Origin of the sequence: Citrobacter sp. H12-3-2, from assembly GCF_009649895.1 — a bacterium.
GTDB classification, from domain to species: Bacteria; Pseudomonadota; Gammaproteobacteria; order Enterobacterales; family Enterobacteriaceae; genus Citrobacter; species Citrobacter portucalensis.
Genome location: NZ_CP045837.1, coordinates 395,793 through 405,968 on the forward strand (window position 1 = coordinate 395,793; position 10,176 = coordinate 405,968).

The 10,176-nt window shown below is 50.3% G+C and carries 16 protein-coding genes; 15 read left to right on the forward strand and 1 reads right to left on the reverse strand.

Annotation, left to right across the window (positions count from 1 at the left end):
• Nucleotides 1-76 precede the first annotated feature (76 nt).
• From fusA to bfr, 4 genes are all read left to right on the forward strand, one after another.
• A complete protein-coding gene (gene fusA / locus GHC22_RS01850) occupies nt 77-2,191 on the forward strand; it encodes an elongation factor G (RefSeq protein WP_003023659.1) in 2,115 nt (704 codons plus the stop codon).
• Between the two features lie 69 nt (nt 2,192-2,260).
• A complete protein-coding gene (gene tuf, locus GHC22_RS01855; RefSeq protein WP_003031109.1) occupies nt 2,261-3,445 on the forward strand; it encodes an elongation factor Tu in 1,185 nt (394 codons plus the stop codon).
• Nucleotides 3,446-3,630: 185 nt separating this feature from the next.
• A complete protein-coding gene (gene bfd / locus GHC22_RS01860; protein ID WP_003031111.1) occupies nt 3,631-3,825 on the forward strand; it encodes a bacterioferritin-associated ferredoxin in 195 nt (64 codons plus the stop codon).
• 71 nt (nt 3,826-3,896) lie between these two features.
• Nucleotides 3,897-4,373, forward strand: a complete 477-nt coding sequence (gene bfr / locus GHC22_RS01865; RefSeq protein WP_003827773.1) for a bacterioferritin — start codon at nt 3,897-3,899, stop codon at nt 4,371-4,373.
• Here bfr and GHC22_RS01870 read toward each other — a convergent pair.
• Entirely contained in the window at nt 4,370-4,837 is a 468-nt protein-coding gene (locus GHC22_RS01870) for an A24 family peptidase (RefSeq protein WP_153752123.1), read from the reverse strand. The two genes, bfr and GHC22_RS01870, sit on opposite strands and share 4 nt — an antisense overlap.
• 379 nt (nt 4,838-5,216) lie before the next feature.
• Between GHC22_RS01870 and rpsJ the strand changes: the two genes are divergently transcribed.
• The 11 genes from rpsJ to rpsQ are packed head-to-tail and all read left to right on the forward strand — an operon-like array spanning nt 5,217 to nt 10,173.
• Nucleotides 5,217-5,528, forward strand: a complete 312-nt coding sequence (rpsJ, locus tag GHC22_RS01875; RefSeq protein WP_001181005.1) for a 30S ribosomal protein S10 — start codon at nt 5,217-5,219, stop codon at nt 5,526-5,528.
• A 32-nt stretch (nt 5,529-5,560) separates the two neighbouring features.
• Complete coding sequence (rplC, locus tag GHC22_RS01880) at nt 5,561-6,190, forward strand: 50S ribosomal protein L3 (RefSeq protein ID WP_003031117.1); 630 nt, start codon at nt 5,561-5,563, stop codon at nt 6,188-6,190.
• Nucleotides 6,191-6,200: 10 nt separating this feature from the next.
• On the forward strand, nt 6,201-6,806 hold the full coding sequence (gene rplD, locus GHC22_RS01885; RefSeq protein WP_003031119.1) for a 50S ribosomal protein L4: 606 nt from the start codon (nt 6,201-6,203) through the stop codon (nt 6,804-6,806).
• Nucleotides 6,803-7,105, forward strand: coding sequence for a 50S ribosomal protein L23 (rplW, locus tag GHC22_RS01890; protein ID WP_000617546.1), 303 nt, complete (start codon nt 6,803-6,805; stop codon nt 7,103-7,105). The genes rplD and rplW overlap by 4 nt, the downstream gene beginning before the upstream one ends.
• A 17-nt stretch (nt 7,106-7,122) precedes the next feature.
• Complete coding sequence (rplB, locus tag GHC22_RS01895; RefSeq protein ID WP_000301869.1) at nt 7,123-7,944, forward strand: 50S ribosomal protein L2; 822 nt, start codon at nt 7,123-7,125, stop codon at nt 7,942-7,944.
• 16 nt (nt 7,945-7,960) lie between these two features.
• Nucleotides 7,961-8,239, forward strand: coding sequence for a 30S ribosomal protein S19 (gene rpsS / locus GHC22_RS01900; RefSeq protein WP_001138115.1), 279 nt, complete (start codon nt 7,961-7,963; stop codon nt 8,237-8,239).
• 14 nt (nt 8,240-8,253) lie between these two features.
• Nucleotides 8,254-8,586, forward strand: a complete 333-nt coding sequence (gene rplV / locus GHC22_RS01905; RefSeq protein WP_000448832.1) for a 50S ribosomal protein L22 — start codon at nt 8,254-8,256, stop codon at nt 8,584-8,586.
• Between the two features lie 17 nt (nt 8,587-8,603).
• Nucleotides 8,604-9,305, forward strand: a complete 702-nt coding sequence (gene rpsC, locus GHC22_RS01910; protein WP_000529945.1) for a 30S ribosomal protein S3 — start codon at nt 8,604-8,606, stop codon at nt 9,303-9,305.
• Nucleotides 9,306-9,317: 12 nt separating this feature from the next.
• Nucleotides 9,318-9,728 (forward strand): 50S ribosomal protein L16, encoded by a 411-nt coding sequence (rplP, locus tag GHC22_RS01915; protein ID WP_000941208.1) that lies wholly within the window; start codon nt 9,318-9,320, stop codon nt 9,726-9,728.
• Nucleotides 9,728-9,919, forward strand: coding sequence for a 50S ribosomal protein L29 (gene rpmC, locus GHC22_RS01920; protein WP_000644742.1), 192 nt, complete (start codon nt 9,728-9,730; stop codon nt 9,917-9,919). The genes rplP and rpmC overlap by 1 nt, the downstream gene beginning before the upstream one ends.
• Nucleotides 9,919-10,173 carry a 30S ribosomal protein S17 gene (gene rpsQ / locus GHC22_RS01925; protein ID WP_003031120.1) on the forward strand — a complete coding sequence of 85 codons (255 nt, stop codon included), beginning with the start codon at nt 9,919-9,921 and terminating at the stop codon, nt 10,171-10,173. The genes rpmC and rpsQ overlap by 1 nt, the downstream gene beginning before the upstream one ends.
• The last annotated feature ends 3 nt before the right edge of the window (nt 10,174-10,176 follow it).

Genomic DNA, 10,176 nt, shown 5'->3' on the forward strand with positions numbered 1-10,176 from the left:
CCAGGCGGGCGCTTCTAGTAAGCAGCCCGCTTTGGGCTACTTAAATTGAACGCCTAAAAGATAAACGAGGAATCAAATGGCTCGTACAACACCCATCGCGCGCTACCGTAACATCGGTATCAGTGCGCACATCGACGCCGGTAAAACCACTACTACCGAACGTATTCTGTTCTACACCGGTGTAAACCATAAAATCGGTGAAGTTCATGACGGCGCAGCCACCATGGACTGGATGGAGCAGGAGCAGGAACGTGGTATTACTATCACCTCCGCAGCGACTACTGCATTCTGGTCTGGTATGGCTAAGCAGTATGAACCGCATCGCGTAAACATCATCGACACCCCGGGGCACGTTGACTTCACTATCGAAGTAGAACGTTCCATGCGTGTGCTTGATGGTGCAGTAATGGTTTACTGCGCAGTTGGTGGTGTTCAGCCTCAGTCTGAAACCGTATGGCGTCAGGCAAACAAATATAAAGTTCCGCGCATTGCGTTCGTTAACAAAATGGACCGTATGGGTGCGAACTTCCTGAAAGTTGTTGGTCAGATCAAAACCCGTCTGGGCGCGAACCCTGTTCCGCTGCAGCTGGCAATTGGCGCTGAAGAAGCGTTCACCGGTGTTGTTGACCTGGTGAAAATGAAAGCCATCAACTGGAACGAAGAAGATGCAGGCGTAACCTTCACTTATGAAGATATCCCGGCTGACATGCAGGAACTGGCTGAAGAATGGCACCAGAATCTGATCGAGTCCGCTGCAGAAGCTTCAGAAGAGCTGATGGAGAAATACCTGGGTGGTGAAGAACTGACTGAAGAAGAGATCAAAAAAGCTCTGCGTCAGCGTGTTCTGAACAACGAAATCATCCTGGTAACCTGTGGTTCTGCGTTCAAGAACAAAGGTGTTCAGGCGATGCTGGATGCGGTAATTGATTACCTGCCATCCCCAGTAGACGTACCTGCGATCAACGGTATTCTGGACGACGGTAAAGATACTCCTGCTGAGCGTCATGCTAGCGATGACGAGCCGTTTGCTGCTCTGGCATTCAAAATCGCTACTGACCCGTTCGTGGGTAACCTGACCTTCTTCCGCGTGTACTCTGGTGTGGTTAACTCCGGTGACACCATCCTGAACTCCGTGAAAACTGCACGTGAACGTTTCGGCCGTATCGTACAGATGCACGCTAACAAACGTGAAGAGATCAAAGAAGTTCGCGCGGGCGATATCGCTGCTGCAATCGGTCTGAAAGACGTGACCACTGGTGACACTCTGTGTGACCCGGATCACCCGATCATTCTGGAACGTATGGAATTCCCTGAGCCGGTAATTTCCATCGCGGTAGAACCGAAAACCAAAGCTGACCAGGAAAAAATGGGTCTGGCTCTGGGCCGTCTGGCTAAAGAAGACCCGTCATTCCGCGTATGGACTGACGAAGAATCTAACCAGACCATTATCGCTGGTATGGGTGAGCTGCACCTCGACATCATCGTTGACCGTATGAAGCGTGAATTCAACGTTGAAGCGAACGTCGGTAAACCTCAGGTTGCTTACCGTGAAGCGATTCGCGCGAAAGTTACCGATATCGAAGGTAAACACGCTAAGCAGTCTGGTGGTCGCGGTCAGTACGGTCATGTTGTTATCGACATGTACCCGCTGGAGCCGGGTTCAAACCCGAAAGGCTACGAGTTCATCAACGACATCAAAGGTGGTGTAATTCCTGGCGAATACATCCCGGCCGTTGATAAAGGCATCCAGGAACAGCTGAAATCTGGCCCGCTGGCTGGTTACCCGGTTGTTGATCTGGGCGTGCGTCTGCACTTCGGTTCTTACCATGACGTTGACTCCTCTGAGCTGGCGTTTAAACTGGCCGCTTCTATCGCCTTCAAAGATGGCTTTAAGAAAGCGAAACCAGTTCTGCTTGAGCCTATCATGAAGGTTGAAGTAGAGACTCCGGAAGAGAACACCGGTGACGTAATCGGTGACTTGAGCCGCCGTCGTGGTATGCTTCGTGGTCAGGAATCCAACGTCACTGGCGTTGTTATCCATGCTGAAGTTCCGCTGTCTGAAATGTTCGGATATGCAACCCAGCTGCGTTCTCTGACCAAAGGCCGTGCTTCTTACTCCATGGAGTTCCTGAAGTACGACGATGCGCCGAACAACGTTGCTCAGGCCGTTATTGAAGCCCGTGGTAAATAATCCACAGGATTAAAACCTAAGTCCCGTGCTCTCTCCATAGGGGAGAGCACTATAGTAAGGAATATAGCCGTGTCTAAAGAAAAATTTGAACGTACAAAACCGCACGTTAACGTCGGCACCATCGGCCACGTTGACCACGGTAAAACTACCCTGACCGCTGCAATCACTACCGTACTGGCTAAAACCTACGGCGGTGCTGCTCGTGCATTCGACCAGATCGATAACGCGCCGGAAGAAAAAGCTCGTGGTATCACCATCAACACTTCTCACGTTGAATATGACACCCCGACTCGCCACTACGCACACGTAGACTGCCCGGGCCACGCCGACTATGTTAAAAACATGATCACCGGTGCTGCGCAGATGGACGGCGCAATCCTGGTTGTTGCTGCGACTGACGGCCCGATGCCGCAGACTCGTGAGCACATCCTGCTGGGTCGTCAGGTAGGCGTTCCGTACATCATCGTGTTCCTGAACAAATGCGACATGGTTGATGACGAAGAGCTGCTGGAACTGGTAGAAATGGAAGTTCGTGAACTTCTGTCTCAGTACGATTTCCCGGGCGACGACACTCCGATCGTTCGTGGTTCTGCTCTGAAAGCGCTGGAAGGCGAAGCAGAGTGGGAAGCGAAAATCATCGAACTGGCTGGCTTCCTGGATTCTTACATCCCAGAACCAGAGCGTGCGATTGACAAGCCGTTCCTGCTGCCTATCGAAGACGTATTCTCCATCTCCGGTCGTGGTACCGTTGTTACCGGTCGTGTAGAACGCGGTATCATCAAAGTTGGTGAAGAAGTTGAAATCGTTGGTATCAAAGAGACTGCTAAGTCTACCTGTACTGGCGTTGAAATGTTCCGCAAACTGCTGGACGAAGGCCGTGCTGGTGAGAACGTTGGTGTTCTGCTGCGTGGTATCAAACGTGAAGAAATCGAACGTGGTCAGGTACTGGCTAAGCCGGGCTCTATCAAGCCGCACACCAAGTTCGAATCTGAAGTGTACATTCTGTCCAAAGACGAAGGCGGCCGTCATACTCCGTTCTTCAAAGGCTACCGTCCGCAGTTCTACTTCCGTACTACTGACGTGACTGGTACCATCGAACTGCCAGAAGGCGTAGAGATGGTAATGCCGGGCGACAACATCAAAATGGTTGTTACCCTGATCCACCCGATCGCGATGGACGACGGTCTGCGTTTCGCAATCCGTGAAGGCGGCCGTACTGTTGGTGCGGGCGTTGTTGCCAAAGTAATGAGCTAATTATTGATTAATTAGCTTTGAGCTTAAAAAGGGCGCTTCGGCGCCCTTTTTGCTACCTGCAATTTAGTCGTTGTCATATTTATTCGCATTTTTTATTCATTCTCCCTCTGCGTAAATCGCGTTGTGCTATTGTAATCATAACTATTCTCATTTACACTTTGCGCAGAAATTGAACGGGAGCGATCATGTACGTTTGTTTGTGTAATGCGATAAGTGATAAAAAAATACGTCAGGCTGTTCGCCAGTTTCATCCTCAGTCTTTTCAGCAATTACGTAAATTTATTCCTGTTGGAAATCAATGCGGTAAGTGCATTCGTGCTGCCCGCGAAGTCATGCAGGATGAATTAACGCAAATGCCAGAATTTAAAGAGATCGCCTAAGTCACACTCTTTTTTTTGACATCCCTGTAGCCCCATCTACGCTCTAAGAGTGGAAGCGGAGGGACTATAAAATGAAAGGTGATGTTAAAATCATAAATTATCTCAATAAACTATTGGGAAATGAGCTTGTCGCGATCAACCAGTATTTTCTCCATGCTCGTATGTTTAAAAACTGGGGACTGACTCGCCTCAATGATGTTGAGTACCATGAATCTATCGATGAGATGAAACACGCTGATAAATATATCGAGCGTATTTTATTCTTAGAAGGGATCCCGAACTTGCAGGATCTTGGCAAGTTGGGTATTGGCGAAGACGTTGAAGAGATGCTGCAATCCGATCTTCGACTCGAACTCGATGGTGCTAAAGACTTACGTGAAGCCATTGCCTATGCCGATAGCGTTCATGATTATGTCAGCCGGGATATGATGATTGAGATCCTGACTGAAGAAGAAGGGCATATTGACTGGCTTGAAACCGAGCTGGACCTGATTGCAAAACTTGGCTTACAAAATTATCTGCAATCGCAAATTAAAGTCAGTGACTAACCGCCCTGTATCATACTTACCAGGCCAATAACAAAACCCGCAGCCGCCAGATATGGCCCAAATGGCAGCGGGTTTTTTAGTACCTGTTTCCCGTAACGGACGCAGGAAATCCCGTTGAGGCAACATGCCATACCCGCGGCAAGTAAAACCAAAAGTGGTAATGATTCCCAGCGATGCCATGCGCCTAGCGCGGCAAGAAATTTGACGTCGCCAAAGCCTAACCCTTCCTGTCGGCATATCAAACGATACCCCCAGTAGAACAAAGCAAATACCCCATAGCCCGCTACAGCACCCCAAAGCGCGTCGGATAACTGTGCAGGTCTGCAGCACTGATGATAAATAAGACCGCCCCACAAAAGAGGGCAGGTAAATTTGTCGGGCAGCAACCCGGTACGTAGGTCATGGACTAAGAGCAACCCTGATAGCGAAACATAAATCAACAGAAAGGGGAGGTCGATATACATGGGCAAGCCTTATCTGGTAAAGAGTTTACCTTCAGGTAAACCCGGCGGCCCTACAAGCCCGGGATGTGGGTTATGGATGCTCTCTTCCACGTAAAACGCGTTGCATCACAGGACTTACAATCAGAATGGAAGGAGCGCCACATTGGTGAACGAGTGATTAATTTCTACGCGGCACTTGCTTAAGACTGAGATTTACGTATAATGCGCGGGCTTGTCTAATATTGACAGCGGTTCGATATGAGCCACCGGTACTGCGAAAGCAATACCAGACAATGTTCCCAATCGGGGAACTCTGTAAGAACGGTTACACTCTCCCATCAATCGTAATGGGTTTGAGGAGTAACTATTTCGTCTATAAAATAATTGGAGCTCTGGTCTCATGCAGAACCAAAGAATCCGTATCCGTTTGAAAGCGTTTGATCATCGTCTGATCGATCAATCAACCGCGGAAATCGTCGAGACTGCCAAGCGCACTGGTGCGCAGGTTCGTGGTCCGATCCCGCTGCCGACCCGCAAAGAGCGTTTCACCGTTCTGATCTCCCCGCACGTCAACAAAGACGCGCGTGATCAGTACGAGATCCGTACTCACAAGCGTCTGGTTGACATCGTTGAGCCAACTGAAAAAACCGTTGATGCTCTGATGCGTCTGGACCTGGCTGCCGGTGTAGACGTGCAGATCAGCCTGGGTTAATCAGGTCATCGAGCGATTGAGAGGTTGATACAATGATTGGTTTAGTCGGTAAAAAAGTGGGTATGACCCGCATCTTCACTGAAGATGGCGTATCTATCCCAGTAACCGTTATCGAAGTTGAAGCAAACCGCGTTACTCAGGTTAAAGATCTGGCTAACGATGGCTATCGCGCTGTTCAGGTTACCACCGGTGCTAAAAAAGCTAACCGCGTAACTAAGCCGGAAGCTGGCCACTTTGCTAAAGCTGGCGTAGAAGCTGGCCGCGGCCTGTGGGAATTCCGTCTGGCAGATGGTGAAGAATACACCGTTGGTCAGAACATTAGCGTTGAACTGTTTGCTGACGTTAAAAAAGTTGACGTAACCGGTACCTCTAAAGGTAAAGGTTTCGCTGGTACCGTTAAGCGCTGGAACTTCCGTACCCAGGACGCTACTCACGGTAACTCCTTGTCTCACCGCGTTCCGGGTTCTATCGGTCAGAACCAGACTCCGGGCAAAGTGTTCAAAGGCAAGAAAATGGCAGGTCAGCTGGGCAACGAACGTGTAACCGTTCAGAGCCTGGACGTAGTACGTGTTGACGCTGAGCGCAACCTGCTGCTGGTTAAAGGTGGTGTTCCGGGTGCGACCGGTTGCGACCTGATCGTTAAACCAGCTGTGAAGGCGTAAGGGGATAGCAATGGAATTAGTATTGAAAGACGCGCAGAGCGCGCTGACTGTTTCCGAAACTACCTTCGGTCGTGATTTCAACGAAGCGCTGGTTCACCAGGTTGTTGTTGCTTATGCAGCTGGTGCTCGTCAGGGTACTCGTGCTCAGAAGACTCGTGCTGAAGTAACTGGTTCAGGCAAAAAGCCGTGGCGCCAGAAAGGTACCGGCCGTGCGCGTTCAGGTTCTATCAAGAGCCCGATCTGGCGTTCAGGTGGCGTGACCTTCGCTGCTCGTCCACAGGACCACAGTCAAAAAGTTAACAAAAAGATGTACCGCGGCGCGCTGAAAAGCATTCTGTCCGAACTGGTACGTCAGGATCGTCTGATCGTTGTCGAATCATTCTCTGTAGAAGCGCCTAAAACTAAGCTGCTGGCACAGAAACTGAAAGACATGGCTCTGGAAGATGTGCTGATCATCACCGGTGAGCTGGACGAAAACCTGTTCCTGGCTGCGCGCAACCTGCACAAGGTTGACGTACGCGATGCAACTGGTATCGACCCGGTTAGCCTGATCGCCTTCGACAAAGTCGTAATGACTGCTGATGCTGTTAAGCAAGTTGAGGAGATGCTGGCATGATTCGTGAAGAACGTCTGCTGAAAGTGCTGCGCGCACCGCACGTTTCTGAAAAAGCGTCTACTGCGATGGAAAAAACTAACACCATCGTTCTCAAAGTTGCTAAAGACGCGACCAAAGCAGAAATCAAAGCTGCTGTGCAGAAACTGTTTGAAGTCGAAGTCGAAGTCGTTAACACCCTGGTAGTTAAAGGGAAAGTTAAACGTCACGGACAGCGTATCGGTCGTCGTAGCGACTGGAAAAAAGCTTACGTCACCCTGAAGGAAGGCCAGAATCTGGACTTCGTCGGCGGCGCTGAGTAAGTCGGAGGAGTAATACAATGGCAGTTGTTAAATGTAAACCGACATCTCCGGGTCGTCGCCACGTTGTTAAAGTGGTCAACCCAGAGCTGCACAAGGGCAAACCTTTTGCTCCGCTGGTTGAAAAAAACAGCAAATCCGGTGGTCGTAACAACAATGGCCGCATCACCACTCGTCACATCGGTGGTGGTCACAAGCAGGCTTATCGTATTGTTGACTTCAAACGCAACAAAGACGGTATCCCGGCAGTTGTTGAACGTCTTGAGTACGATCCGAACCGCTCCGCGAACATCGCGCTGGTTCTGTACAAAGACGGTGAACGCCGTTACATCCTGGCCCCTAAAGGCCTGAAAGCTGGCGACCAGATTCAGTCTGGCGTTGATGCTGCAATCAAAGCAGGTAACACCCTGCCGATGCGCAATATCCCGGTTGGTTCTACCGTTCATAACGTAGAAATGAAACCAGGTAAAGGCGGTCAGCTGGCACGTTCCGCTGGTACTTACGTTCAAATCGTTGCTCGTGATGGTGCTTATGTCACCCTGCGTCTGCGTTCTGGTGAAATGCGTAAAGTCGAAGCAGACTGCCGTGCAACTCTGGGCGAAGTTGGCAATGCTGAGCATATGCTGCGCGTTCTGGGTAAAGCAGGTGCTGCACGCTGGCGTGGTGTTCGTCCTACCGTTCGCGGTACTGCGATGAACCCAGTCGACCACCCACATGGTGGTGGTGAAGGTCGTAACTTTGGTAAGCACCCGGTAACTCCGTGGGGCGTTCAGACCAAAGGTAAGAAGACCCGCAGCAACAAGCGTACTGATAAATTCATCGTACGTCGCCGTAGCAAATAATTTTAGAGGATAAGCCATGCCACGTTCTCTCAAGAAAGGTCCTTTTATTGACCTGCACTTGCTGAAGAAGGTAGAGAAAGCGGTGGAAAGCGGAGACAAGAAGCCCCTGCGCACTTGGTCCCGTCGTTCAACGATCTTTCCTAACATGATCGGTTTGACCATCGCTGTCCATAATGGTCGTCAGCACGTTCCGGTATTTGTTTCCGACGAAATGGTCGGTCACAAACTGGGTGAATTCGCACCGACTCGTACTTATCGCGGCCACGCTGCTGATAAAAAAGCGAAGAAGAAATAAGGTAGGAGGAAGAGATGGAAACTTTAGCTCAACATCGCCATGCTCGTTCTTCTGCTCAGAAGGTTCGCCTTGTTGCAGACCTGATTCGCGGTAAGAAAGTGTCGCAGGCTCTGGATATTCTGACCTACACCAATAAGAAAGCGGCTGTACTGGTTAAGAAAGTCCTGGAATCTGCCATTGCTAACGCTGAACACAACGATGGCGCTGACATTGACGATCTGAAAGTTACGAAAATTTTCGTAGACGAAGGCCCGAGCATGAAGCGCATTATGCCGCGTGCAAAAGGTCGTGCAGATCGCATCCTGAAGCGCACCAGCCACATTACTGTGGTTGTGTCCGATCGCTGAGACTCTGGAGACTAGCAATGGGTCAGAAAGTACATCCTAATGGTATTCGCCTGGGTATTGTAAAACCATGGAACTCAACCTGGTTTGCGAACACCAAAGAATTCGCTGACAACCTGGACAGCGATTTTAAAGTACGTCAGTACCTGACTAAGGAACTGGCGAAAGCGTCTGTATCTCGTATCGTTATCGAGCGTCCGGCTAAGAGCATCCGTGTGACCATTCACACCGCTCGCCCGGGTATCGTTATCGGTAAGAAAGGCGAAGACGTAGAAAAACTGCGCAAAGTCGTAGCGGATATTGCTGGCGTTCCTGCTCAGATCAATATCGCCGAAGTGCGTAAGCCTGAACTGGACGCAAAATTGGTTGCTGACAGCATCACTTCTCAGCTGGAACGTCGTGTTATGTTCCGTCGTGCTATGAAGCGTGCTGTACAGAACGCAATGCGTCTGGGCGCTAAAGGTATCAAAGTTGAAGTTAGCGGCCGTCTGGGCGGCGCGGAAATCGCACGTACCGAATGGTACCGCGAAGGTCGCGTACCTCTGCACACTCTGCGTGCTGACATCGACTACAACACCTCTGAAGCGCACACCACTTACGGTGTAATCGGCGTTAAAGTGTGGATCTTCAAAGGCGAGATCCTGGGTGGTATGGCTGCTGTTGAACAACCGGAAAAACCGGCTGCGCAACCTAAAAAGCAGCAGCGTAAAGGCCGTAAATAAGGAGCGTCGCTGATGTTACAACCAAAGCGTACAAAATTCCGTAAAATGCACAAAGGCCGTAACCGCGGTCTGGCTGCTGGCGCGGATGTTAGCTTCGGCAGCTTCGGTCTGAAAGCTGTTGGCCGTGGTCGTCTGACTGCCCGTCAGATCGAAGCAGCACGTCGTGCTATGACCCGTGCAGTTAAGCGTCAAGGTAAGATCTGGATCCGTGTATTCCCGGACAAACCGATCACTGAAAAGCCGCTGGCAGTGCGTATGGGTAAAGGTAAAGGTAACGTGGAGTATTGGGTTGCCTTGATTCAGCCGGGTAAAGTCCTGTATGAAATGGACGGCGTACCGGAAGAGCTGGCCCGTGAAGCATTCAAGCTGGCAGCAGCGAAACTGCCGATTAAAACCACCTTTGTAACTAAGACGGTGATGTAATGAAAGCAAAAGAGCTGCGTGAGAAGAGTGTTGAAGAGCTGAACACCGAGCTGCTGAATCTGCTGCGTGAGCAGTTCAACCTGCGTATGCAGGCTGCAAGTGGCCAGCTGCAACAGTCTCACCTGTTGAAGCAAGTGCGTCGTGACGTCGCACGCGTTAAGACTTTACTGACTGAGAAGGCGGGTGCGTAATGACCGATAAAATCCGTACTCTGCAAGGTCGCGTTGTTAGCGATAAAATGGAGAAATCCATCGTTGTTGCTATCGAACGTTTTGTGAAACACCCGATCTACGGTAAATTCATTAAGCGTACGACCAAACTGCACGTACATGACGAGAACAACGAATGCGGTACTGGTGACGTGGTTGAAATCCGCGAATGCCGTCCGCTGTCCAAGACTAAGTCCTGGACGCTGGTTCGCGTTGTAGAGAAAGCCGTTCTGTAATAC

Coding starts and splice junctions, on each gene's coding strand:
- rpsQ (WP_003031120.1), top strand. CDS start 9,919: ATGACCGATAAAATCCGTACTCTGCAAGGTCGCGTTGTTAGCGATAAA.
- rplD (WP_003031119.1), top strand. CDS start 6,201: ATGGAATTAGTATTGAAAGACGCGCAGAGCGCGCTGACTGTTTCCGAA.
- rplP (WP_000941208.1), top strand. CDS start 9,318: ATGTTACAACCAAAGCGTACAAAATTCCGTAAAATGCACAAAGGCCGT.
- rpmC (WP_000644742.1), top strand. CDS start 9,728: ATGAAAGCAAAAGAGCTGCGTGAGAAGAGTGTTGAAGAGCTGAACACC.
- rplC (WP_003031117.1), top strand. CDS start 5,561: ATGATTGGTTTAGTCGGTAAAAAAGTGGGTATGACCCGCATCTTCACT.
- GHC22_RS01870 (WP_153752123.1), bottom strand. CDS start 4,837: ATGTATATCGACCTCCCCTTTCTGTTGATTTATGTTTCGCTATCAGGG.
- rpsS (WP_001138115.1), top strand. CDS start 7,961: ATGCCACGTTCTCTCAAGAAAGGTCCTTTTATTGACCTGCACTTGCTG.
- bfd (WP_003031111.1), top strand. CDS start 3,631: ATGTACGTTTGTTTGTGTAATGCGATAAGTGATAAAAAAATACGTCAG.
- bfr (WP_003827773.1), top strand. CDS start 3,897: ATGAAAGGTGATGTTAAAATCATAAATTATCTCAATAAACTATTGGGA.
- rplV (WP_000448832.1), top strand. CDS start 8,254: ATGGAAACTTTAGCTCAACATCGCCATGCTCGTTCTTCTGCTCAGAAG.
- rpsC (WP_000529945.1), top strand. CDS start 8,604: ATGGGTCAGAAAGTACATCCTAATGGTATTCGCCTGGGTATTGTAAAA.
- rpsJ (WP_001181005.1), top strand. CDS start 5,217: ATGCAGAACCAAAGAATCCGTATCCGTTTGAAAGCGTTTGATCATCGT.
- rplB (WP_000301869.1), top strand. CDS start 7,123: ATGGCAGTTGTTAAATGTAAACCGACATCTCCGGGTCGTCGCCACGTT.
- rplW (WP_000617546.1), top strand. CDS start 6,803: ATGATTCGTGAAGAACGTCTGCTGAAAGTGCTGCGCGCACCGCACGTT.
- fusA (WP_003023659.1), top strand. CDS start 77: ATGGCTCGTACAACACCCATCGCGCGCTACCGTAACATCGGTATCAGT.